Here is a 24,761-nt window from a genome sequence, read left to right as displayed (position 1 = left end):
GTTCCAAATTGTCGGCAAAGCTTGCGGCATCGTCATTCCGATACCTATCGGAATCTGTTAGCTTTACTTTCCCATGCCATTTTCCTATTCCGTAGTGATGGTCAGCGTTTTGCCCGCCTTTAAGTCGTCGTGTGAGACGAAATAACCATCAACCGGCTGTTCACCGATGCTTATTCCGGTCATCTTCCGGCTTGTTCCAGCTTTCTGAATGGTGAAACGGCTTTGGCCGTCCAGGGCCACGTCAATCTGATCAAACAGAGGAACTGACACGATGTACTCGGCATCGCCCGGCGAGTAGGGATAAATACCCATGGCAGCAAACACGTACCAGGACGACATTTCACCGGCATCATCCATGCCGCACAGTGCCAGCCCGTGTTCGCCCATTCCGTAAAAATGGCTCATGATACTGTCGAGCATGGCCTGCGATTTTTCAGGCTTATCGACGAAATGATAAAGATACGGGAAACTGTGGGCGGGTTGATTTCCGTGGCAATATTGTCCGATGAAGGACGATACGTTTCGGGCAATGTAATTACCGTTCCAGGGAATTGTAAACAACTGATCGAGCTTTTGCTCAAACGCATCCTTGCTCTCATACAATCCGATCAACCCTTCGGTGTCGTGTGGCGCAAAAAAAGCAGACTGCCACGCGTTGGCCTCGCGATACATGTACTCGTAATACGGATATTCGGGATTGAAATTGCTCACCCAGTCACCGTTCTCCAACTTGCCGCGCATCAATCCGGTTGAAGGATCAAACAGGTTTTTATAGTTTGACGTTCGCTTCATCAGCATCTGGTAGTCCTCTTCGCGGTTCAGTTCTTTGGCCAACAGGGCCAGCGAATAATCGTCGTAGGCATATTCCTGTGTTTTGGTCACACCGGCTTTTGCTTTGGTTTCCACATGTGGATTTTCCACTTCGGGCGTTGAAATGTAACCTTTCTCCATGTATTCTAAAATATGAGGGCGCGTACCGCCTTCTTTGGTGGCATTGTTTAAGAGCAACTCATAAGCGCTCCGCACATCGTAACCCCTGATTCCGCGCAGGTACGAACCTGAAATAAAAGGTGCGGCATGATCGCCATGGAAAAAGGTAGGCATGAAGCCGGTCTTTTCACCCTTATCAATCAAGGACTGGATGACATCATTGGTGACATCAGGCGACAGCATTCCGAGCAAAACCAGCTTGTTTCGGTAAGTATCCCACAAAGAGGGATTGGTGTAATAGCGGAAATTCTTCTTCACCACTTCCCCACTTTCATCTGTAAATTCGCCATTCACGTCGCTGCGCAAAGCCGGCCACAAAAACGAGCGATACAAGGAAGAATAGAACAATTCTTTTTGACGCTCAGTCCCTCCGGTCACCTGAATCTTCGACAACAGGCTTTCCCAGGTTTGGCTGGCTTCATTTTTCACCTCGGCAAAAGTCTTTGAACCGACTTCTGCCTCCAGATTTTCTTTAGCATTTTCGGTGCTGACAAACGAAAGACCGACTTTAATTTCCAAAGGCTGATCGGAATCTTCAAAGTTCACTACCGAAATTTCCCCTCTCCCTTCGCCGAGCGATTCAATGCTTTTTATGGCGTGATTGGTTTGCGCGTAAAAGTAGATCTTGCCACCGGTTTGCTGGTATCCCTGAAAGGCCTGCTCACCCTGCGGCTCAATTTGCCAGTCGCTCACCCTTTCGTTGGAGCGGGTTAACTGAGCCACCAGTTTTTTGGCTTGATTAGTTTCGAAGGTATATTTGTGATATCCGGCACGCAAGGTCGAAGTCAGTTCCGCGTTGATGTTGTAGCGCTCCAGCACAACCTGGTAATAGCCCGGCTCGGCCGACTCGCCTTCGTGGCTGAAAGCCGAAGCAAAATCTTGGGGATCCACCTCTCCGGTTACCGGTAAAAACGGAATGTGGCACAAATTCCAATGCCCCTTATTGGTGTGGGTAAAGGCCAGAATCTTCTCGTCTTCGTACTCGTAGCCAGCACCACTGCGCCACTCGGTAATTGGACTCAACTGCACCATGGCATTCGGAAGCGATGCTCCCGGGTAAGTTAACCCAGCCCAGACACGCCAGTCTTTTGGGGGTGTATAACCCACATCAACGCTGTCCTGTAGCGGAGCGGTTCCCAAAAATGGGTTAACGTAATCAGTCAGTTTTTTCTGGGATTCAGTCAGTTTTTTCTGGGATTCTGCGCAGCTGAAGAAAATCAGCAGAACTAAAATGCTTATTGTATTTTTAATCATCGTATTTCCTTTTTGAATTTATTGAGCGTTGTAAATATCTAGTAAGCTTTGGGCTTCCGCCGCTGTCAGCACGGAAACACAGCCGTGCCGGGCATCCGATGGGAAATTGGCATCCTCCACCACCTTCCAGTTCATTAAATAGGGCGACCACGACGCTCCGAAACGGTTGGTCATGCAATAGTCGTAATACAGTAGCCAGCCGGGCTGAACGGGATCCGCGATCACGGTTGGACCTTCGGTGATTACCGGAACAATCTGCCCATCGTTCAGATGTCCTTCCACAATTGCATAGGGGCCTTCCAGGTTTTTTGAAGTGGCCAAACGAATCGCTCGTCTTTCGCCGGTTTTGGCGCCAAACTCTTCCTCCTTGTGAAAGAGATAATAGATTCCATCATGCTTTAGCAAAGTTCCATCGATAACCGAATAAGGCGGTTCGAACAGCACTTTGGCAGGGGTAAATTTTTTCCAATCGCTTGTGCGGCTATACCACAGCCGGCTTTCTTTCCAGCCTGCATCTTTAAATGATGATGACCAAAATAGAACATAGTCGCCCGTTTCGTCATCATAAAACCATTCCGGCGCCCAAATATTTTGACCTAAAGGTTTACCCGACTCATCAACAACGTCTTTCATTAAGGGCAACGGGCCTTCCACCTTCCAATCGATTAAATTTTCTGATGCGACATACAGGCAGGCAGGACCCAGTTTTTCCCGGTCGTATCCTTGGCCGCCTCCGGTTGACAATATTCTCCAAAGGCCATCGGGACCACGGCGGACATAAGGATCGCGCATCCAATGATCCCAAATGGGTTTGTTGCCGTTCAGGGGAAACCAATGGCGTCCGTCGGTCGACAAGGCCAGGTGTAGCTGGGCGACTAACATCGGATCGGGTAAAGGCACTTCAACAGTATTGCCCTCGGCATCGATCTCAATCCGGGTGGGATAACGCTGACGAAAATACGTCAGCATTAACACCTCCCGATCTTTTTCAATTTTGAATTGATTTTCTTCGGACTTACCGCCCGTTTGCATGTTAAAGTTTTTCTTCAAAACCGAGTCTTTTGGTTGTCCCAAACCGGTCAAAAAGAACATGGTGAGTATGACCGCCAATAGAAATTTCATTGTCAACAAATGTTTTTGCACTATTCGCGAATCACTCAAGTTTATCTGGCTCATAATAAGATTTAGTTGGTTTAGGTTATTATTTGCATACAGATATTCTTGATACAAGTTAGCGCGCTTTTTCACTCACGCTGAAGGCAAATTTCATTAAAGGTCATAACCCAGATTAAACTTCGCCACGACGCACCTAAATTTTATTGCGTAATCAAACCTTCGTTTTGCAGCAGAGCCGCCGCTTCGATAAGCATACAACCACTGAGTTGTTCGGGTAGTCCGGTGACAGAACCCGGTTTGACGGTCCAGTTTGGGCCAAATAGGATTGCTGGCTTGGTAGTTCCCTGCGTCCACAATGTTTCTGCATTGTACCGGATAAACTGGACGTACCGTTTTCTGGCCGAAGCATCCAGACGATCCTGGAAGATCAGGTCGGTGAAATAGCGAATAAAGATTCCTTTGAAAAGACCGCCGTCGCCGGTTCCTTCACTTTTAAGAACGGAGTTGTTGGTCAGACTGCTGGTTGTATAGTCAGCAACAAGAACCGCATCGTTCAGATAAGCTTTTTCATTGAAGATTTTATACAGTTCAACGGCAGATCCGATGAAAGTTCCTTGGTTGTACGTAAATACCCAGTCTTTTTTGATCTCTCCGGTTTCGCTGTTGATGTGGTCGTAAACCATTCCGTTATTCATGTTCACCAGCGTTGATTTTTCCCAGTTGTAGATTTTAAGTGCCCATTCTTTGTAGGTTTCATCTCCAAATTCCTGGTAAAGACGGGCGGCCAATATGCAGGCCGGGCCGTTTGAACACGCGTTTTTGCTCCATTCCATTCCCTTTTTCCATGTGATGCCGCCGCCTGCATTGTCATTCCATCCGGTTTTAATGTACTCCCACAATTGTAAAGTAGCTTCCTTAAATTTGGGGTCATTGGTCTCCTGCCAGACGCGTAATGTGGCCAAGGCAATCCATTCCATATCATCATAGAAATCGTTTTCAAAGGTATTTCCGTTTCTGGCCTTCACGCCCTCGTACCAGTTGTCGAAGTATGCCCGGTATCTGTTGTCGTTCGTCCGCAGCCAGGCATCGGTGAGCACATCCAGTGCATGTGCCTGCGGCCAGTAATTCCAATCAGCTTTCCCGTTATTGTCATAGTAAAACCACTTTTGTTCGGCATTCCAGAACGAATTGGCCAGAGACATGCTACTGAGATCTGCCGCTTCGTTCCAGTCTATTCCTTCTTCTTCCGGTTCCGGGACAATCGAGTCGTCGTCACCGCATGATATCCATAATGCAGGCAGTAGTAATGCCAAATACAGCCATTTTCTCATATTTTTTTGTTTTGAATAATAGCCGGAAGCAATCGATTACTCCCGGCTATTGTGTTAGATATCAACTTATTTTGTTATTGAATGTGTATACGGTTGACCAGCTTGCAGATAAATGGTGTAATCTGCAGGAACTCCGTCAAAGTCGCCCATCAGTTTCCACTTATTATCCCACTGGGTGAGGTTGGTTATTAATTTAAGATAATAATACGATTCCGGGCTGGTTGGGGTAGGCCTGGAATCCGTTCCATTCAGCGTGCCCCACTCCAGTTCAGTCTCTGGATAGGCTCCCCCATTTTCTTTCACGAACATACGGAATTTGTACCGTTCATCCCGGCCCCATCCTTCTTGTTTGAAAGTGACAGTCTGGTCTTCAGCCCGGAATATTCCGTTCCCAACGTACGGAAGGTCGAATAGGATATTACCTTCGGGACAGAAGTAGAAACCGATCCTTGTGACCAACGTATAGGTGCAGGCTCCCGTATTAAAATCGAGCGTGATCCGGTAAACGCCTGTCGTAGCGACGCTTGAACTACCGTTTTCCTTGATTAAGCCGTCGGCAGTATAAAATACCCTGGGAGTACCGGAAATGCCGTCGGTGAAATGAAATGCTTCGCCTGCGGTCAGTTGAGTATAGGTCTCGAACTCGCCTCCGGCAACTGCTTTCATTTGATGCGCTTCGGCAAGATCAGTGCCTCCTTCAGAAGCCTCACCTGTTACATAAACATCAACAGGCAGATCCGCGAAACCGGCCAGGCGAGTGATGGTAATACTGCGTTCTTCTTCTCCTTTCATCGCCTTAAGGCCTTTGGAAGAGAAAACGGTCCATTTGAACGTTCCTGTTTCTGAAGAACCGATGCCCATCATGCCGGCTATTTTGTTCAGTTGCTTGTGCGTGATGGTGACATTGTTGTACAATCCGTTATTATCGGCGGACGTCAAATAAACAGGATTGGAAAAGTCGCCATCTGCTTTGTCAAAGGCGATTTGATAGACAGCGGCACCGCTTTCATCAACATCACAATATTCCCACTCAAAATAGGTAGAAGCACCAACTGAAGTCTCCAAAGTTACTTCTTTCCCGTCCAGGGGTTCGGTCAATGCGCTGACTGCTGTCAGCCGGGTATCCACATCGCCTCCGTCATCCTCGCACGCGGCTAAGGCAAAAACCAAAGAGGCTACAACTGTTAATCTGATTACTATTTTTTTCATATTCAGGTTCTATTTAATTACCAAATTATGCGTATAAGGCCCTTCAGCATTCAGGGAGAACATAAAGTCGTATGTTTTATCGCTCCATCCATCTGTAGCAGGATTTTTCCAAATCTGGTTGTTTGTCCACTGCTGTACATCGTTTTTTTCCACCATAAAATAGTACGCTTCGTTACCCGTAGGTTTGCTGTCATTGTTGACGGCTCGCCATTCGGTTTCTCCCGCCGAACTTTCCATCCTGAATTTGTAGCGGTCGTCGGAATTTTCGCCACCGGTGAGGCCCGTAATCGTATGATTGGTCAGTTCCCATACGCCATAGGCTTTGTATGGCAATTCGATCTTCATTTGAGACCAGTTCAGGAACAGGCTGACTTTCGTAACTTCCTTGGTTGTAAAAGAGCCGATATTGAAGTCAAGGTAATATTTATAGACCCCGGTTTTTGAAACGGAAGAGGTTCCCCCTTCCACGATCTTTTCTCCCGACAAAGAGAATTCAAGCGGTGTTCCGGTTGTCGCACTCACAAACCTGAAAGTTTCGCCTTCCGTCAGTTTCGTGTAAATTTCGAATTCGCCGTCAGCCAGTTTTTTCATGACAAGCGCTTTGGAAAGATCATCGCCATTTTCGGTCGCGGCGCCCGTGATGTACAAGTTGTCGGGGATATCGGCAAGCCCTGACAAACGAGTCAGTGAAAGCGTCCTTTCCTCTTCCGCTTTTACAGGATTGATCCCTTTGGAAGAAAAGACAGTCCACTTGAGCGTTCCCTGTTGGGCGGACTCGATACCTGCCATGGCGGCAATTTTATTCAGTTGTTTATGCGTAAAGGTGGCATGGTTGCTACCGCCATTGTTATCGGCCGCTGCAATAAACAGCGGATCAGAGAAATCTCCGTCAGCTTCATCAAAGGCGACTTCGTATAATACCATTCCGCCGTCTTCGGCGCGGGCTGGTTCCCATTCAAAGTATAAAGTGGCCGATGCCGAAGCTTGCAGCGCGATTGTCTTTCCGTTATCCGGCTCGTACAGCGAACCGACTGCCGTTACATCCAAATCTCTTACTTCACCGTCATCGCTGCACGCGATAAACGCGAAGATAAAAGCAGATACTATGAACAGTTTGATCAATATTTTTTTCATACCTAGTTTAATTTTAGATACTGATTACTAAATGATTAATAGCCAGGATTTTGAGTTAAATTTTTATTGATATCCCTTTGCGATTGAGGAATCGCGAACAGATAATCACGTTCACTGTCAAATTTCCTCTGATCCAGTTGGATGTACTGCGTATTACCGGCAGCGAACTTCGCTCCGTGAGGATTTCCGTTCATCACTGTTTCAATCGTTCCCCAGCGACGGATATCAAAAAGCCTCAATCCCTCAATGGCCAGTTCGATGCGGCGTTCACGCCGGATGATTTCGCGAAGGTCTCCCGCCGGGTAGTCCAGCGCGTCAGCATCCGTGAATCCTGCACGGACACGGAGCACCCTGATAGTCTTGTTCCAGATGGTCTCGTCCATTTGCCCCAATTCATTTTTAGCCTCTGCATACATCAGCAGTACGTCTGCATACCGCATCAGGATCAGGTTCAGACCTGCTGCAACACCAACCGGCGCTGTGGGGTCAAAATATTTCCTCAGGTAATATCCTGTTCCTGTTGAATTTTGCCCCGGACCTGCATATTCGTCCAGATTAGATGCGCCCGCAGCCTCAGATGAACCGGGCTTGATATAGATCGTAGAAGTGGTTCCATCACCTTTTGTCCATTGGTATCCATGGTAAACGATGGTGGCTTCGAAACGCGGATCCCTGTTCACATAAGGGTTATCTTCATTGTATCCTGAATTTGCATCGCTAATGTTTTTCCCGTTTTTCATGATATAAGCATCGACAAGTTCCTGTGTCGGGGCAAAAGCATTGATTCGTCCGCCCACCGAAATAGGAATGGCATCGTAAAATTCACTCCATGTCCTTTCGATCAAAACATAGCCAAGGTCGAGTATTACTTCATCGTTGTATTCATTTTCGGGCATAAAAAGGCCTGAATAGCTGGGGAAAAGCTCGTACTGTCCGTATGTACCATCCATGATCTCTTCGCAGATGGAAGCCACATTTGTCCAGTCATTTTCATACAAATAGGTCCGTGCTAACAGCGTCATGGCTGCTCCCTTTGAGATCCTGCCGTTATCGAAAGAGGCATATTCTTCCTTAACCGGAAGTATGGTTGCAACCTCGTTAAGCTCTTTTCTGACGAAATCGAGCACGTCGGATTTTGGCGAGCGAGCGATATTGTTAGCTTCCTCCAGGCTCAGGTTTTGCTCGAACAAGGGGACATCGCCATACTGGCTTGTCAGCCTGAAGAACAGGAACGCGCGGATAAACCGGGCTTCGGCTTTCATCCGGGCCTTCAGCGTTTCATCCATATTGGGGACGATATCAACATTTTCCAGAAACGTATGGCAGGTTTTAATTCCTTCATAACTATTTCTCCATTCGTTCGCAAAGCGACCAAGGGCAGCATCGGCCTGTCCGGAAGTGATGATCTTTTCATCGGTATTTCCACGGCCTTCATAAAGGTTGTCAGACAACCGTTCGTTGGCAAAGAAATAGTTGGCACCAAACATCTGGCTATACGCCATATTTAAAACAGCAGAAGCTTTTTCCGGTGATGTCCAGTAGTTCAAATCGGTAAATTTATTCGTGGGCGCCAAATCCAGGTCATTACACGAAGTAAAAAATGCCAGGAACATAGCAACAATTCCTACGCTGTATTTTCTTATCTTTTTTTCCATGGTGTACGTGAGTTAAAATTCCAATTCCAATCCAAATCCATAATAGACCAATGTAGGATAGTTACGGGCGCTGTTCGCCCCAACACCGCCTATTCCTCCCATGTTATTCCCGAATTCGGAAGATTCCGGATCAATAAACGAGTTTTTGGAGAAAGTCAACAGGTTTTGCGCGTTAACACTCGCACGTAACTTTTGAATTCCCATCCTTGATGTTAATCGTTTTGGCAAGGTATATCCCAACTGGATGTTTTTTACCCGAAGGTAAGCCCCATCCAGGAGGTAGATGTCAGAACCCGCTTTTCCCCAATTGTTTGACGAGGAAGAAGAACTCGGGGCTACAAGGCGCGGCCACTCCGCATCGGGATTGGTGGGCGTCCAAAAGTCCAACTGATGCTGATAAATTGCATAGGAATAGTTAGAATGGAAAGGTTCAATCAATTCACCGCGAATATACATATCGCGTTTTCCTACTCCCTGCAGCATGACGCTGAAATCGAAATTTTTGAATGAAAGATCATAAGTGAAACCGAACGTGTATCTTGGAAAAGCATTCCCCAGTACCACGCGGTCTTTCTCGTCAATAACTTCATCTCCGTTAATGTCCTTATACTTCACATCTCCGGGTTGGACCGAAGCTCCAACGGGAAGCGCACTATTCGCGATTTCCTCGAAACTTTGGAAATATCCGTCGGTTTTATACCCGAAATAAGAACCCAGCGCTTCTCCTTCGCGAATCAACTTGTATAACTGGTCGTTCTGGTCGATCCGTTCTTTTCCACCGAAATCGGTGATTTCATTTTTTGAGTCGGCAATGTTCAGGTTGAACCTGTGATCGAAATTTTTCGACCTCAGCCGGTAGGTAACAGTAGCTTCCCATCCCCTGTTCCTCATTTTACCGGCGTTTTCCTTCGCGGCGCTACTTCCGAATACCGTAGATACCTCGGGCGAAAGCAGGATATCTTTTGTTTCTTTATTGAAGTAATCGAGCGTCACATACAAACTTCCTTTTAGGAATGAAGCGTCTGCTCCAATGTTCAGGTTGGCCGACTTTTCCCATGTCAAATACGGGTTACCGTAAGTGTATCCTGTTCCCGGTACGGATTCGTTGTTGAATACATAGGTATTTTGATACATTTGATAGACCGTTTGATAAGAGTAGTTGTCCACATTCTGGTTCCCCAACACACCATACGAAGCACGGATTTTCAGGTCGCCAACACGGTTGCTGTAGCTTTCCATAAAACTTTCGGTGGAAAGTCTCCAGGCAGCGGAAACCGACGGAAAGAAGCCCCAGCGCTGATCTTCAGCGAATTTTGATGAACCGTCGTACCGGAACGTAACATCCGCATAGTATTTATCCATGTAACTGTATCCTCCACGTCCGAATACAGAGGTGATGCTGGTTTGATCGGTATCTCCGTTGCTGTTTTTGTTATCCTTGTTTTGCACCGCATCGTCCGTGGTCGGAAGCCCCAGGTCTTCGTCTGTATATTCCCAGGCGATCCGGCTTGCTTTGAAGGTGTAAGATTCGTTTGAAACACCCACCAATCCATTCACATGGTGAACAGAATTGAAGGTACGGTCAAAGTCCAGCATAAACTGCGTACTCAAGGTGTACCTTTTGCTGTTATAATCTTCGGTGAGCGTGTTGGAATGAATATATGAAACCGGGGTTTCAAGGTCGGCAGATGAGTACAACGGCACTTTCTTATCCCTGCGGAAACGGTGGTGCTGCGTCAGGTCAAGCCCTACGAGCCCTTTTGCTTTCAAGCCTTCAATAATACTGAAATCAAGGCCTAAGCTGCCGATAAAATTATCTTCATCCTTTTTTTCATAGCCTCCGTCTTTCAGGCGGGCCATGGTGTTGTCGTCTCCAATCACATCGTTAATCAACCATTTGCCGTCTTGCTGAAATTTGTAATAGTAATAGGGAGGAATGCGGGACGAATTGATAATGGTATTTCCGGTTCCTCCGGCTATTGTCTTTTCATCCCTTTTTGTATATGCCATTAAAGAAGTGAGCTTAAACCTGCCGTATTCGGTTGTGTGGTTGGAACGAAAGTTATAACGTTTCATTCCAAAATCACCAACAAAATTACTTTCCTGATCGAAATAACCGGCTGATATCATATAAGTACTATTCTCATTACCCCCGGAAACACTCATGTTGTAATTTTGCTGGAGCCCTTTTTGCATAATTTCATTCAGGTACCAGTATTCTTCACCGCGGTGCTCATATAAATCGCGGATTTGCTGAGGCGTAAAAATCGCTGCGTTCCCTACATTAATGTTCGCCTGGTCGCGAAGCATGGCGTTTTCCCACCCCTTCACCGGCTGAAACAAAATATCCGGGTTCTCATAGCCAACCATGCTGCTGAACTTGACCACCGGTTTTCCTGTTTTTCCACCTTTTTTGGTCGTGACGAGAATTACACCGTTAGCGGATCGGGATCCGTAAATTGCTGCGCTGCCGGCGTCTTTCAGCACCGAGATATTTTCGATGTCATTCGGGTTCAGGTTGTTCAAAGAGCCGGTACCTGAAATCAGTCCGTCGATAACGATCAGCGGGTCATTGTTGCTCATCGTACTAACTCCGCGGATGTTGATATTCATGTTGTTATCGTTCGGGTTCATGCTCTTTTGCTGAATGATCAGGTTGGCCGAAGCTCCCTGAAGCGCCTGCGTGGCGTTTGCCACCGGGCGGTTTTCAATCAGGTTGGCATTGACCTGATCGACTGCTCCAATCAGATTTTTCTTTTGCCGGGTACCATAACCGATCACCACAACTTCCTCAACTCCAATAACATCTTCTTTTAGGTTTACATTTATGGTCGATTTACCACCAACAGAAACCTCCATTGATGCCATTCCGATAAATGAAAACTGCAAAATCGCGTCGGCCGGCACATCATTCAAGTTATAATTTCCGTCCAGATCGGTGATCGTTCCGATGGTGGTCCCTTTTATCATGACCGTTGCTCCCGGAATCGGTTCGCCTATTTCGTTGGTCACCTGCCCTTTTACCAGAAGAGGTTGTGATGAAAGAATACTTACTTCAGATTCATTTTTATTGAAAAGAGCGATCTGACGTCCTACAATTTTGTAATTGATATCCGTATTACTGAATAACTCGTCCAGGATATCCTGAATGTTAGTATTCCGGGTATTAATTGAAACATTCTTCTCAATATTTATATCTCCTGAAAAGAAAAACCGGAACTCGCTTTGATCTTCTATTCTGCTCAAAACGCTGTTAATGCTGACATTCTGCATCGACAAGGAAAGCTTTGTCGTCTGAGAATACGTTTCGGTTGCAAAGACTGACAAAACCGAAAGGCAAAGAATAAACACACTAAGCTTCATAATCATTAGAAGTTTTAAGAAGAAATGTCCCAAAGGGATTTCCCTCAATCTCTTTTTTTTCATAAGTTTGACTCGTTAAGATTAATAATTTTCCTAAATTATTTTTCATGAGGTGGGGAAGTTCGCGGCTTTCCCACTTCTTCGTTTTATACCTCCGTGGTGGTATCTGTTTGTTTAGCAAGAGTTATACTACATAGGCCTTTATGTTTAAAAATTAATTAGTTATCAGCTTTTAAAATCTCTAATCTCCTGAGATTTTTGTCATATTCATAATGTACCGAAAGGGTGATCTCCATCAACTCCATCACCTCGCGAATAGATTCAAATTCGATATTCGCGGTCATTCGCTTCTCCAGCAACGACTCGTCAACCACATTGATTTCAATATTGTACCAACGCTCTAAGCGTGTAATAACCTCTTTTAAAGGTTCATCCTTCAAAATCAACTGATTATTTATCCAAGATGAAAACAATTTGGTTTCGACCTGGGCTAATGTAATTTCGTGCGCTACAGTATCCACTACTGCCTGCTGCCCCGGCAACAAGGCCACTTGCTTTTTCGACTTTGTCTCCAATGTCACTTTACCACGCTCAAGAGTCACTGCCGGAATTTCATGATCGTAGGCCATCACATTGAAAGCGGTTCCTAAAACATCAACTGTAAAAAGGGCTGTTTTGACGCGAAAAGGCTTCTCGCCTTTCTGCACATCGAAATAGGCTTCGCCGGTCAGTTGAACCAGACGTTCGTCACCTGCAAATTCCTGAGGGAAACGAATCGACGAACCTGAATTTAGCCACACTTTTGAACCATCAGGCAAAACAAAAGAGGTTTTCGATGCCAAAGGCGTGGAAATAGTTTGGAGCACATCTCCTGGTTGGTTATCTTTTTGCAATTGAAAGTAAAAAGCAACGGCCAACGGAAGGAGCAAAATCGCAGCAATGCGTGTCAGGTAAGTCAAAAGGACGGCTGATTTCCCGCTGCCCTTTTCCTGCTTATTAATCTCGTAGTGAATTTTGTACAAAGTATTGCTCAAATCGGGCGTTTCTCCCGATACAGGGATACTTTCCCAATTTTCCTCCATTTGTTGCTCTAATATCAACTGGTTCTTCTTGATAGAAAACAGCTCGACAAAAGACTTAAAGTCTTTCTCCGAGCAACTATTCTTCAAGTAATTTTCGAAATATTTTTTCATTGATTACTACTTTCAAAAAGGTAAACGCACTGGTGAGACAATACCCCTGCTCCGATTTGCATTTTTTCCCATTTTTTACGTTGACCCGTTTGGCATGTTGTGCTTTTGTACTCCTAATACTTGAAAAAGAACCGAAACATTTTCTATTTTTGAAATCCTTTGCAGAAAAACGATTGATGGAAAAAAGAATTCTGGTCAAACAGCTAAAGTCTGATAACAAACATGCGATCAATGAATTGTATCAACTGTACAGCAGTCGCCTTTATCGCTTTGCTTTTGGCTACCTGAAATCGGAAGCTGATACGCTGGACATTATTCAGGAAGTATTTATCCGGTTATGGAACAGTCGCCACCAATTGAAAGATGACACCAACCTGGAAGCTTTTTTATTCGCTGTTGCAAAAAATACTATCATCTCTATATTCAGAAAAAAGATAACAGAGATCGCATATCTGGAAGACCTGAAATTACTCGTAACCCAAAACAGTTCAGACACAGAAAGCCAGGTAGAGTACAATCTGTTGTCGGAGAAGATAACTCAGTTGGTCAGTCAGCTCCCAGAACAGCGCAGGCGTATCTTCATCTTGAGCAAGGATAAAGGATATACCAATCAGGCAATTGCCAATGAACTTCATATTTCAATAAAGACAGTGGAGGACCACATGACCAAAGCCCGAAAATTTTTAAAAGAAAATTTAAAAGAGTATGGTTTTGTGGCCATACTCTTTTATGAAATGTTTTTACACGTTTAGTCGGCGATCATCTACGGGACAATAAGTTGCCCGATTACAAACGACTTCAGCTAGCGTATTTTTCTTTTCTGAACTCCTTCAAAGGTGATTTTTACCGGTTGAATGAATCCATCTTTGTCAAAAACAACCCGATCGATGCAGGTTACGCGGTAATTGGCATCGGTTTCTCCCAACGGTCGGCGATGATAAACAATGTACCATTCGTCTGTTCCCGGCACCTGCATCATGGAATGATGGCCAGCACCGGTGGCCACAGCAGGGTCTTGCTGAAGTACTTTACCAATCCGCTTAAAAGGGCCAAAAGGCGAATCGGCAATAGCGTAGGCCACACAGTAATGCGGGCCTCCCCATCCACCTTCCGACCACATGAAATAATATTTACCATTACGGATAAACATGAATGGGCCTTCCACATATCCTTCGGGGGTAATTTCTTTGAAGAATGTTCCATCCTCAAAAGGTTCGAAACCGGTAAAATCGTCCTTCAACTTTACGATATTACAATGACGCCAGCCACCGTAAATCATGTAATACTGGCCGTCCTGATCGTGAAAAACAAACTGGTCGATTGGCTGAGCACCATTATGGAATTTATCCAACAGCGGTTTTCCCAGGTAATCCTTATAAGGTCCTTCGGGCTTATCAGAAATACCAATTCCGATTCCGCCATATTCCTGATCGCTCTGGATATCATTTGCGGCAAAAAACAGGAAATATTTCCCATCCTTTTCAACAATAGCCGGTGCCCACATCGCACGTTTGGCCCATTTTACGTCTGCGGTGTCAATAATGTGCGCATGTTTTTTCCACTTCACCAAATCAGGTGAAGAAAAAGCATCCAGGTGTACTTGCTGTTCATACGGAGCAGAATAAGTTGGATAAACCCAGTACTTATTCCCGAAAACTATTCCTTCCGGATCGGCATACCAACCATCGAAAACAGGGTTGCCGGCATGCTTTTGGGGTTGTGCAAACACAGAAACTGCACACAATAAAAGGATTAAATACAAACTGATTCTTTTCATATACTCTATTCAAATTTGTTATCCGGCAAAGCCGGAATTTAGTTGATTTATAAATAAATTGAATTGAAACGGTCCTATCGCTTCAGGTAAACCGTTTCGCCGGTTTTTGCCGACTCGCGTGCTGCGTCAAGTATCTCGACCACTTGAATATTATTTTTCAAGCTATACAATCCGAAATCTTCGGGTTTTATTTTCTCCTGGATAACATCGGCAAAATAGACAAACGGATCTTCATATACAGCAACATCACCGTCCGTTACTATCAGCGCTTCCTCCCCTTTCATACCTTGTGTCCTGACACTCATGTCCTGGTTATTGCTGGTTTTAATGTACCCGCTAACTCCGTAAATCTCCATGTCCTTGCGGTTAAACGGCCAGTTCCACGATGCCTGAATAATGCATTGTGATTCAGGATATGAAACGATAATTGTTGCTTCATCGTCGACATTGGGATAGACATCCGGTTTGAATTGGCGGGTAACAGCGGTCACTGAAACGGGCTTCTCCCCTTTGGTCAGTGCGGTCATAATGTTCGCTCCGTAGCAGCCAAAATCAACAAGAGCTCCTCCGCCATTCAGAACAGGGTTGGTTAACCACTCCAGAAAAACCGGATCGCAACCGATTTCCTTTGGCCCCTGATGACCATCATGAATGACCACCTTTCGTATCGGTCCGGTCACTTTGCCTTCGCCGACCATCTCCATCGATTTGGCAGTTGTGGGGTACCACGAAGTTTCATAGTCGGTCAACAAATGAATTTTATATTTCCCGGCTAATTCTTCCATGCGCTTTGCGTGTTCCATATTCACTGCCAAAGGCTTTTCAACCATCACATCAATGCCGCGCGGTGCACAGGCTTCAACCACGGCAAGATGATCGAAAACAGAACCGAAGGCCACCACGGCATCCGGTTTTGTATCATCCAGCATTTTGTCCAAATCAGCATAAATTAAGGCCGGCTTAACCTTGAACTGACTGGCCAGTTTTTGTGCCAGTTCCTGATTCGGATCGCAAATACCAACCAACTCAAAATCACCTTTGCCAGGTCGTCCCAAGATAAACGAAATGTGTCCGTGGGTCATTCCGGCAACCGCCAGTTTTATTGGCTTTTGTGCTTGAAGATTACAAGAAATCAGCAAGGCCAGAACCAACAGTAAGTTATTACGCATTCTCTTCTTCATATTTTAACCTTCCCATTAAAATTAGCATTTGTATTGAACCGGACAAAATCCCGGGAATCACTCCCGCCTGTTAGCCGTTGAAACAGAAAACGGCAGATCGCTTTCCTTTGTTCCCCGGCCTTTATTGGGTTGACTTTCCATTTCCAACTGCAAGATTCCTCCACTCACAATATCCTCATAACGAATATAATTTTGGGAGTAGGCTACGCCATTCAAACTCGCAGACTGTATGTAAACGTTTTGCCGGTTGTTGTTTTTAGCTTCAATAACAAACTGCTTTCCGTTTTCGAGTGTAATGGTTGTTTTTTCAAACACCGGGCTACCTAGCACATATTCATCCGTACCCGGGCAAACGCTGTAAAATCCCATCGCACTCAGCACATACCACGATGAAGTTTGTCCCTGGTCTTCGTCGCCGGGATAGCCATTTTCAGTTCCACTGTAAAGTTTGTCCATCACCTCACGAACCTTCTGTTGTGCTTTCCAAGGAGCGCCAGCGTAATTGTACAGGTAAATCATGTGCTGAATGGGCTGGTTGCCATGAGCATACTGCCCCATTTCAGCCATCTCCATTTCGGTCATCTCGTGAATCTTTCGCCCGTAGGTCCCAACATGAACAGTATTGGGAACAGTGAACACAGAATCCATCTTTGAGATGAAATTTTCTTTTCCGCCGAGCAGGTCAATCAGTCCCTGCGGGTCCTGAAAAACTGACCAGAGATAGTGCCAGGCATTCCCTTCGGTATATGGTCCACCCCACTCATACGGGTCGAAATCAGCTTTCCATTTACCATTTTCATCCCTACCTCTCATAAAGCCGACAGTGGGATCAAACAGATTTTTGTAGTTGTACATTTGGCGTGAGAAAACATCTTTATAAAATTGATTCCCGGACATGTCAGCTAACCTGAAACCACAAAAATCATCGTATGCATATTCAAGCGTTTTTGCAGTCGCTTCTCCGTATTTTGGATAAGGAACATAACCAAGTGTGTAATATTCCTTCCAGCCATGACGACCGTTTGCAGGTCCCCAAGGGCCTTTGTTAGTGGCTTCGTGATAGTAAGCGTCCAGCGCTTTTTGCGGATCAAAGGTTCGGATGCCCTTCGCCCAGGCATCTGCAAATAATGAAATGGCATGGTTTCCAATCATACTTCCCGCCTCACCAGGAAAAGACCACGAAGGTAACCAGCCACATTGTTCATATGCATCAAGCATGGCTGCTACATAACGCCCGTGCATAGTTGGATGCATCAATGCATTCAGCGGGAACTGTGCACGGAAGGTGTCCCAGAAACCGGTATCTGTGTACAAATAGCCCTGGTGTACTTTCCCGTCGTACGGGCTGAAATAATACGGATTTCCATTCTCATCCAGTTCATAAAACTTACGGGAAAACAAACTGGCCCTAAAATAACATGAATAGAATGTTGCCATTTCTTCTTCAGTTCCGCCTTCAACTAAAATACGGTTCAGGTGGTCATTCCAGATTTTCCATGCAGCTTGCTTTGTATCTTCAAGAGTTTTATATGAACCAAGCTCTGATTTCAAATTTAATTCTGCCTGTTCCGGGCTGATATAGGATGAAGCAACTTTGGCCTGCACTATTACCCCGTCATCAAATTTTAGCCAGGCACCGGTTCCACGGCCTTCTTTTTCCTTTTCACCTGCCCATTTTTCATTTTTCCTGTTTTCCCAGATTCCGTATGAACGAACAGGCTTATCAAATTGAATGACAAAGTAGTTTTTGAAATTTTCAGTCAACCCTCGACCGTTGTGAACATAGCCAACAATTTTATTTTCTTCAGGAATAATTTTCACACTGCTGAAGCCGGTATACCCATCAAGAACAACATAAGAGCTTTTCCCTTTCTGAAATGAAAACCGCAAATGAGCACCACGCTCAACCGGTGAGATCTCAGTAGTAATCTTATTGTCAAGAGCCACTTTATAGTAATTCGGTTTGGCAATCTCATTTTTGTGGCTGAATTTGGCCGCCCGACCAAATTGGTCAACCTCGAGATTACCGGTAACAGGCATCAACGAAAAAACACAATAGTCATTTGTCCAGGAACTACATTGATGGGCCTGTTGGAAGCCACGTATCGAATCTTTCTGAAACTGATATTTCCATCCGTCTCCGTTCCTCCCTGTTTGGGCAGCCCAAGTATGCATCGCAAAAGGTAATGCTGTCGTTGGGTACGTGTTTCCGCGAGTTAACTCAAAACTGGAGTTTGTGCCTTGCAGGGTATTAACATACTTCACAAGATCGGTAGGTGCTTTGGCTCTTGAAACACCCGTCATCATCAGTGCAATAAATGCAATAACGAATATCTTTTTCATATTGAGAACTGAAAAGGTAAAACAAAAATAGGCTTCCGCTACCCTACAGATAAACGCTCTGAGCAAGTTAATGTCGGTAAGTTTACTGCTTTGCAGCGGAAGCCTAAAAAAAATCAGGGCAAGTGCTAATCTAGTAGCAAAAATCCGTCATTATTTAGAAGCCACAGCCGGAGTACGCAACTCAACCTTTGGGCTGTCAGCAAAATCGTCGAACAATGGCTGCAACGGTTTCACGTCGCTTTCAACTCCATTGGCAACAGTCATCGCTAAGATCCGAATCCGGTCATCATCGGGCAAAGTAATTGTTTTTGCTCCAGCCGGTATTTTTAGTTCATATTTGTACAAATAGCAATACTGATAAGCAACATTTTGAGTCGGATATGCCCGATGACAATGTGACGCAAACCAGGCAATATTATCCTGCTTGAGGAATGGTTTATCAATGCTCAGCACGGTTCTGCCATCCAAATCAAAATTACGGTTGTAATGCTGACCAATGTAACCGGTCCATCCCTGAATATTCAGCGAAGTTGACACATCACCCAGTTTGAAATCGGCTGTTGTTTCACGAACTGCCGAGGCCAAAATGTACAAGCTGGTGTAATCACCTTCGGGCAATGAAATTTTTTGCCCCTTGCACGAAATGGCGTTATTCGCTTCATCAGCCCGGCTTCCCATGGCAAAGCGGATACCTTCGCTTGTAATTTCATCAGGAACAAGTTCTGCAGGCAACGATCCGCCGCGTCCCAAACTTCCGTCCCAGCGGTTATCATCAAAACTCATCACATCCTGATCAAAATCCAAAGGAACAGGCTCTTGCATAATTGTTGGAGAGGTAACTTTTGCATCTGCCAATTTCACAGCAAAAGTCCGGATAGTATAGTGGCTCAAGTCAAACGAAAGTTGATTGTTTGCAAAACCAGCCTGTCCAATTTTTTGCTCCTGCCCGTTCACCTCGAAAGCATCGGCAATGTTACCGGCAAACTTCAAATTCACTTTGCTCAGGTCAGAACCCGAAAGTTCGTTCACACGCACGATGTAATAGTCGTCATTTTCCATTTTTTTCACGGCCATCACACCGGCTTTTGGCGTATCAACAGAAAGGAATGAAGTTGCTTTTCCAAGTTTCCCTGCATGCTTTGGCGCTTCGAAAGCCAACAATGGTTGGTTGAAGAATTCTCCCTGCCATTGCGATTGTCCATCAACCCAGCTTCCTTTGTGTCCATAAATTCCGTAACGGAATTCCTGCTCTCCCCAATCCTGAGAATCCTGATATCTGAATGAGCGCTTTGCTTCGGGAGTGTACAACAAAGTTAAACGCAACATGTTATCAGCAGGTTTGTCTGAACCGTATTTGCAATCTTCCAAAATAGTCACACCATAATCTCCTGCCTCATTTGTCAGGTCGAACCACTGTTTCGCCGGGACTTCAAATTTCACGCTGTCGTTATTTGCGCGCTGCAATGTTCCAACTCCCAGATTGTAAGTAGCCTGTTTGTTGCTTACAGTCAACGGGAAAGCTGCTTTCAGGCTCACGCCTGTTGACTGCCAATCCACTTTATTGTCAACCTCAACGCGTTTTCCGGCATCGCCGGCTGACAAGCTAACGACCTGAGTGATTTCAGAGTTTTGTCCTTTACGTTTAATTTCCAACGCGACACGAACTGCTCCTTCTTCAATCACTTTGATTGAAGCCTCTTTGTCCATATAATCAATCGGGGCATTTTGGCGGTCTTCCCAGTCCATGTTCCAGGCAGGCCATTCGGCAGGAGATTCAGCAAGGAATTCCAGACGTGCAGGTTTTGCCAACAATTCTTTCCCGGCTTTTTTATCGAAAACGCTCAACATGTCACCGTTGTCAGCAAATTTCACTTTGTAATATTCATTTTCAAGCAACTTGTCACCCGCAACCAGAGTTGAAGATTTCGAAGCTTGTTTCGTTGTCTCACGAACATCGTAAACCGACATTCCTACCGATTGAACTTTAGCCAGGAAAATCACTTTCAACGATTTGTCTTTTCTTTCCACTACCTGGGTTGGAACTGCTTTTCCTTTTTCGTCATAAACCTGAACATTTGCAGGAAGCGTCTCATAAGAAATCTCGGCAGTTACAACATCCTCACGGTTGCTGGCAACCGGATTGTAAACGACCACAGCTTTTCCTTTCACCTGAGTATTCAACTGGCTTGTCAATTCGCTTACCGAACTTTTAAGGACTTCCTGAAAACCGTTTGCGGCGATAAACTCGTCATTCCACGCGTATTCATAAGCTTTCGGAATACTGGTTCCCGGAAGGATATCGTGGAACTGGCTTCCTAAAACAAGATCCCACGAGTTATTTATCTTCTCAAACGGATATTTAACATCGCTGGTCCAATCGGCCATAACTGCCAACTGTTCCGCTGATTTTGCAAGCAATTCATTCTTGCGGTTCAAGCGCTTCATATAAGCCTGAGAAGTCATTGATCCGGCACTGTGCTCGATCAAAAGCAGATCACCTTTATAAGTCGGCAGCTTTTCTCTGATCTCGGGTGTAATGTCTTTATACATTTGATCAGATGAAGTCAGGATCACCTTGATCTGGCTATCACTGTTATGCAAGCTTTCAATGACATTTTTCACGTCGCGTTCGCGGGGGGCACCACCTTCATCACCAACACCGTAATAACGGTAATCGAATGAAATGCCATATTTCGCTTTGTCTTCATCCAAACGGGCTACCCAGGCAGAATCAATGTCCAGCCGGGGTTTTACACCACCATTATAATTGGTTGCGTTGAAAGCAGCCACGATACCTTTATCATCAGGCCCGTTCCAAACACCAACATTGAACGGAATCCCCGCAGCTGAGCGCCAGGTCAGCTTTTGAGTTGAGAATCCCAATAGTCCGCAATGATTCCAGATTGTAGGCAGGTTGGCAAGAAAACCGAAGCAGTCAGGCAACATATAATCCTTGCTTTCCACACCAAATTCTTTGCGGAAATAGTCGTTGCCATACAATACCTGACGAATCAACGATTCGGAAGATGAAATATTAACTTCGCCTTCATCAACCGATGAGCCGGAAACATACCACCTGCCATCGTGAACATACTGCTGTACCTTTTTATACAATTCAGGGTAATACTCTTTCATCATCTGATACCTTCTCGATCCTGTAAAGTTGAAAACGTAATCGGGATACTTTTCAAACAGATGAAAGTTTTCAAGCATGGTGTTTTTAATGTCCATATTAATCGTCGCCGGGTAATCCCAGTTCCATTCAGAATCCAGATGTGCATATCCGACAGTGTACAACACTTTATCTTTCGAAATGTCATATTGCTCACGTTTTTTCAAAGGTTGGGCAATAATCATAACCGGATAAAAGAGTGCTATAAAAAGAATGAATATAACTTTTCTCATTTACTTGAATTTTTGTTAGTTGATTATTGGTTTATTATTATTTCACTTTTGAAAACGAGTAAGGGAAATCGGAATCTTTTGTCCCCCGCTTTTTGTCAGGTTGATCGCCCATGTCGAAGTTAATGGTAGCTCCGTCCTGCAAATCATTATAGTTGAAATAGTTCTTGCTGTATGATTTTCCATTAAACTCGATGCCTTCAACATAACGGTTTGTTGCACTGTTTTTGGGTGCGTTGATTTCGATCTTGTTACCGTTTTCCAAACTAACAGTGATCTTCTTGAACAGTGGCGCACCAATCACATATTGAGGAGTTGCCGGTGCAACCGGATAGAATCCCATTGAGCTGAAAACATACCATGCGGAAGTTTGTCCGTTGTCTTCGTCGCCGCAATATCCGTCGGCCTGCGGCGTGTATAACCGATCCATCACCTCACGCACCCAATGCTGTGTTTTCCAAGGCTGCCCGGCATAGTTGTACAGGTAAATCATGTGTTGAATAGGCTGGTTACCATGCGCATAGTTACCCATGTTCATGATTTGCATTTCTCGAATTTCATGAATGACACCACCATAGTACGAATCATCGAAAATTGGAGGAACGACAAAAACAGAATCCAGCATGCCGACGAATTCCTTTTTGCCGCCCATCAAATCAATTAATCCCTGTACGTCATGAAAAACAGACCAGGAGTAGTGCCAGCTATTTCCTTCCGTAAACGCGTCACCCCATTTAAACGGGCTAAAAGGAGACTGGAAAGTTCCATCTTCATTCCGTCCGCGCATCAGGTTATTTTCCTTATCGAATACGTTTTTATAGTTCATTGCGCGTTTTGCGTAAATCGCTATTTCCTTTTCAGGCTTATCTAAGGCTTTACCCAACTGATAAATACAATAGTCAGCAAAGGCATATTCGAGCGTGCGGGCAACATTTTCATTCACTCCCACATTATAGGGAACATAGCCCAATTTATTGTAGTAATCAACGCCAAAACGGCCAACAGAATGTAATGGGCCTTCGTGAGTTGTATTTTTCACTACCGCATCCCAAAGCGACTCAATATCATAACCGCGCAAACCTTTCAGGTAGGCGTCAGCCACAATCGTCGCCGAGTTCGAGCCGATCATACAATCGCGGTGACCGGGGCTGGCCCACTCCGGAAGGAAACCACTTTCCTTGTAGGCATTGGCCAATCCTTCCTGAATTTTCTCGTTTAATGAAGGATACATCAGGTTGAAAAAGGGGAACACAGCACGAAATGTATCCCAGAAACCATTGTCGGTAAACATGTAGCCCGGCAATACTTCGCCGTTGTAAGGGCTGTAATGTACCACTTTTCCATCAGCATCATATTCATAAAATTTGCGGGGGAAAAGCATTACACGGTATAAGCAAGAATAGAATGTTTCCAATTGAGCATCCGAACCACCATCAACAGCAATGCGTGATAATTCTTTGTTCCAGATATCCTCGCCTTTTTGTTTTACCTGGTCGAACGAGTCATCGCCTAGTTCTTTTAGATTGCGTTCTGCCTGTTCGTAACTGATAAACGACGAAGCAACACGGGCGCAAACCTGCTCGCCTTTTGTTGTTTTAAATTGAAGGGCAGCTCCCACGTGATTATCCTGCAAGTCGCTCACACCTTCCACAATCTTGTCGGTGCTCCACACGTCGCTTTTCACGAAAGGCTTATCGAAAACAATTACAAAGTAGTTTTTAAAGTTCTCGGAAATACCGCCGCTGTTACGGGTAGTGTACCCAATGATTTTATTTTCTGAAGGAATGAGTTTGATATATGAACCACGATCGAATGCATCAACCAGCACGAAGGATTTTTCATTTTCCGGAAAAGTGAACCTGAACATCGCTGCCCGTTCGGTTGGCGTGATTTCGGTTGACAAATCGTAATCAGCCAGGTAAACCTTGTAATAATGCGGCTTGGCAGTCTCAGCTTTATGCGAAAACCAGCTGGCCCGGTCTTCTCCCTTAATTTTCAGCTCACCAGTCATCGGGAACAACGAAAACTGGCCGTAGTCGTTAATCCAGGGGCTTGGTTGATGGGTTTGCTTGAAACCCTGGATTTTGTTGGCATCGTAGCCGTAAACCCAACCATCACCCATTTTATTGGTTTGCGGTGTCCAGAAATTCATCCCCCAGGGTAAGGCAATAGCCGGATAGGTATTTCCTGTTGAGAGTTTAAACTCTGAATCGGTCCCCATCAGGGTATTTACATAATCGACCGGTTGCATTTTCTGTGCTTGTACTCGAATGGCAGAAACACAGAAAAGCAATGCGACCAAAAAAATTAATCTTTTATTCATGGCTATTTCATCTGTTTATTTTTTCAATTCGAGTTTCTATAATTTTCGTATCTCATGGAATACCACCATTATAGTTCAGTAACGGATGGAACTCGCCAAAATAATCCTGCTCCTGTGTGAGAAGCACAGCTCTTATGGCTCGTTTCGTTATTTTAAAAAGCTATAAATCCAACTTTAATCTGCCTGATTCTACAACCGGGTTTAGGCATTAAATTCCTGCCAATTAATTACCAAACAAAATCAGCAGGCGAAAAATGCTCACCTGCTGATTCGCTCAAAATTATTCAAGCAATTTGATGAAGTACCCACCTACCACTGATCGGGCCTGGAAGCCTACCTGCTGAGCATTCGGGGTTTCGTACCAGTCGCTCATCGGAACCCGGTCGGGGGTTTCAGTTACAAACTTGTGTACCGGATCGATGAACTTTTGGAAGGTTTCCACATCGTCGGCCAGGGTAGCGGTCCAAACAATCCAGTCGCTTTTGGTGTA

General features: G+C 45.0%; 15 protein-coding genes. 1 reads left to right on the top strand and 14 read right to left on the bottom strand.

From position 1 onward, the window contains the following. Positions 1-84 precede the first annotated feature (84 nt). The 8 genes from N2K84_RS14190 to N2K84_RS14155 form a co-directional block, all read right to left on the bottom strand. The gene (locus N2K84_RS14190; RefSeq protein ID WP_282592482.1) at positions 85-2,244 is read right to left on the bottom strand and encodes a GH92 family glycosyl hydrolase; all 2,160 of its coding nucleotides are present in this window, start codon (positions 2,242-2,244) and stop codon (positions 85-87) included. 18 nt (positions 2,245-2,262) lie between these two features. Further along, the gene (locus N2K84_RS14185) at positions 2,263-3,366 is read right to left on the bottom strand and encodes a glycoside hydrolase family 43 protein (protein ID WP_282592481.1); all 1,104 of its coding nucleotides are present in this window, start codon (positions 3,364-3,366) and stop codon (positions 2,263-2,265) included. 194 nt (positions 3,367-3,560) lie between these two features. After that, complete coding sequence (locus tag N2K84_RS14180) at positions 3,561-4,691, bottom strand: glycoside hydrolase family 76 protein (RefSeq protein ID WP_282592480.1); 1,131 nt, start codon at positions 4,689-4,691, stop codon at positions 3,561-3,563. A 66-nt stretch (positions 4,692-4,757) separates the two neighbouring features. Continuing rightward, positions 4,758-5,900 carry a SusE domain-containing protein gene (locus N2K84_RS14175; RefSeq protein WP_282592479.1) on the bottom strand — a complete coding sequence of 381 codons (1,143 nt, stop codon included), beginning with the start codon at positions 5,898-5,900 and terminating at the stop codon, positions 4,758-4,760. A 9-nt stretch (positions 5,901-5,909) separates the two neighbouring features. Further along, positions 5,910-7,034, bottom strand: coding sequence for a SusE domain-containing protein (locus N2K84_RS14170; RefSeq protein ID WP_282592478.1), 1,125 nt, complete (start codon positions 7,032-7,034; stop codon positions 5,910-5,912). 35 nt (positions 7,035-7,069) lie between these two features. Next, on the bottom strand, positions 7,070-8,689 hold the full coding sequence (locus tag N2K84_RS14165) for a RagB/SusD family nutrient uptake outer membrane protein (protein ID WP_282592477.1): 1,620 nt from the start codon (positions 8,687-8,689) through the stop codon (positions 7,070-7,072). Positions 8,690-8,701: 12 nt separating this feature from the next. Continuing rightward, positions 8,702-12,052, bottom strand: a complete 3,351-nt coding sequence (locus N2K84_RS14160; RefSeq protein WP_282592476.1) for a TonB-dependent receptor — start codon at positions 12,050-12,052, stop codon at positions 8,702-8,704. A 218-nt stretch (positions 12,053-12,270) separates the two neighbouring features. Then, positions 12,271-13,245: a FecR family protein gene (locus N2K84_RS14155; protein ID WP_282592475.1), complete on the bottom strand. Its 975-nt coding sequence runs from the start codon at positions 13,243-13,245 to the stop codon at positions 12,271-12,273. A 176-nt stretch (positions 13,246-13,421) separates the two neighbouring features. Between N2K84_RS14155 and N2K84_RS14150 the strand changes: the two genes are divergently transcribed. Further along, entirely contained in the window at positions 13,422-13,997 is a 576-nt protein-coding gene (locus N2K84_RS14150; protein ID WP_282592474.1) for an RNA polymerase sigma factor, read from the top strand. A gap of 50 nt (positions 13,998-14,047) precedes the next feature. On the opposite strand, the gene N2K84_RS14145 is transcribed toward N2K84_RS14150, so the two are convergent. The 6 genes from N2K84_RS14145 to N2K84_RS14120 all read right to left on the bottom strand — a co-directional run. Beyond that, the gene (locus N2K84_RS14145; RefSeq protein ID WP_282592473.1) at positions 14,048-15,022 is read right to left on the bottom strand and encodes a glycoside hydrolase family 43 protein; all 975 of its coding nucleotides are present in this window, start codon (positions 15,020-15,022) and stop codon (positions 14,048-14,050) included. 74 nt (positions 15,023-15,096) lie between these two features. Continuing rightward, positions 15,097-16,203 (bottom strand): Gfo/Idh/MocA family protein, encoded by a 1,107-nt coding sequence (locus N2K84_RS14140; RefSeq protein WP_282592472.1) that lies wholly within the window; start codon positions 16,201-16,203, stop codon positions 15,097-15,099. Positions 16,204-16,260: 57 nt separating this feature from the next. Then, positions 16,261-18,546, bottom strand: a complete 2,286-nt coding sequence (locus N2K84_RS14135) for a GH92 family glycosyl hydrolase (protein ID WP_282592471.1) — start codon at positions 18,544-18,546, stop codon at positions 16,261-16,263. A gap of 150 nt (positions 18,547-18,696) precedes the next feature. Beyond that, positions 18,697-21,951 carry an alpha-mannosidase gene (locus N2K84_RS14130; RefSeq protein ID WP_282592470.1) on the bottom strand — a complete coding sequence of 1,085 codons (3,255 nt, stop codon included), beginning with the start codon at positions 21,949-21,951 and terminating at the stop codon, positions 18,697-18,699. A gap of 37 nt (positions 21,952-21,988) precedes the next feature. Beyond that, positions 21,989-24,271: a GH92 family glycosyl hydrolase gene (locus tag N2K84_RS14125; RefSeq protein ID WP_282592469.1), complete on the bottom strand. Its 2,283-nt coding sequence runs from the start codon at positions 24,269-24,271 to the stop codon at positions 21,989-21,991. A 280-nt stretch (positions 24,272-24,551) separates the two neighbouring features. Further along, the coding region (locus N2K84_RS14120; protein WP_282592468.1) for a glutaminase domain-containing protein at positions 24,552-24,761 on the bottom strand (210 nt) is incomplete at its 5' end.

The organism is Gaoshiqia sediminis (assembly GCF_025907915.1).
In the GTDB taxonomy this organism is placed as follows: domain Bacteria; phylum Bacteroidota; class Bacteroidia; order Bacteroidales; family Prolixibacteraceae; genus Gaoshiqia; species Gaoshiqia sediminis.
This window is presented reverse-complemented; position numbering and strand designations above follow the sequence as displayed.

Excerpts from the sequence above, each read along its gene's own strand:
- N2K84_RS14165 (WP_282592477.1), bottom strand. The coding sequence starts at position 8,689 with ATGGAAAAAAAGATAAGAAAATACAGCGTAGGAATTGTTGCTATGTTC.
- N2K84_RS14140 (WP_282592472.1), bottom strand. The coding sequence starts at position 16,203 with ATGAAGAAGAGAATGCGTAATAACTTACTGTTGGTTCTGGCCTTGCTG.
- N2K84_RS14155 (WP_282592475.1), bottom strand. The coding sequence starts at position 13,245 with ATGAAAAAATATTTCGAAAATTACTTGAAGAATAGTTGCTCGGAGAAA.
- N2K84_RS14150 (WP_282592474.1), top strand. The coding sequence starts at position 13,422 with ATGGAAAAAAGAATTCTGGTCAAACAGCTAAAGTCTGATAACAAACAT.
- N2K84_RS14130 (WP_282592470.1), bottom strand. The coding sequence starts at position 21,951 with ATGAGAAAAGTTATATTCATTCTTTTTATAGCACTCTTTTATCCGGTT.
- N2K84_RS14175 (WP_282592479.1), bottom strand. The coding sequence starts at position 5,900 with ATGAAAAAAATAGTAATCAGATTAACAGTTGTAGCCTCTTTGGTTTTT.
- N2K84_RS14170 (WP_282592478.1), bottom strand. The coding sequence starts at position 7,034 with ATGAAAAAAATATTGATCAAACTGTTCATAGTATCTGCTTTTATCTTC.
- N2K84_RS14125 (WP_282592469.1), bottom strand. The coding sequence starts at position 24,271 with ATGAATAAAAGATTAATTTTTTTGGTCGCATTGCTTTTCTGTGTTTCT.
- N2K84_RS14135 (WP_282592471.1), bottom strand. The coding sequence starts at position 18,546 with ATGAAAAAGATATTCGTTATTGCATTTATTGCACTGATGATGACGGGT.
- N2K84_RS14145 (WP_282592473.1), bottom strand. The coding sequence starts at position 15,022 with ATGAAAAGAATCAGTTTGTATTTAATCCTTTTATTGTGTGCAGTTTCT.
- N2K84_RS14190 (WP_282592482.1), bottom strand. The coding sequence starts at position 2,244 with ATGATTAAAAATACAATAAGCATTTTAGTTCTGCTGATTTTCTTCAGC.
- N2K84_RS14160 (WP_282592476.1), bottom strand. The coding sequence starts at position 12,052 with ATGAAGCTTAGTGTGTTTATTCTTTGCCTTTCGGTTTTGTCAGTCTTT.
- N2K84_RS14185 (WP_282592481.1), bottom strand. The coding sequence starts at position 3,366 with ATGAAATTTCTATTGGCGGTCATACTCACCATGTTCTTTTTGACCGGT.
- N2K84_RS14180 (WP_282592480.1), bottom strand. The coding sequence starts at position 4,691 with ATGAGAAAATGGCTGTATTTGGCATTACTACTGCCTGCATTATGGATA.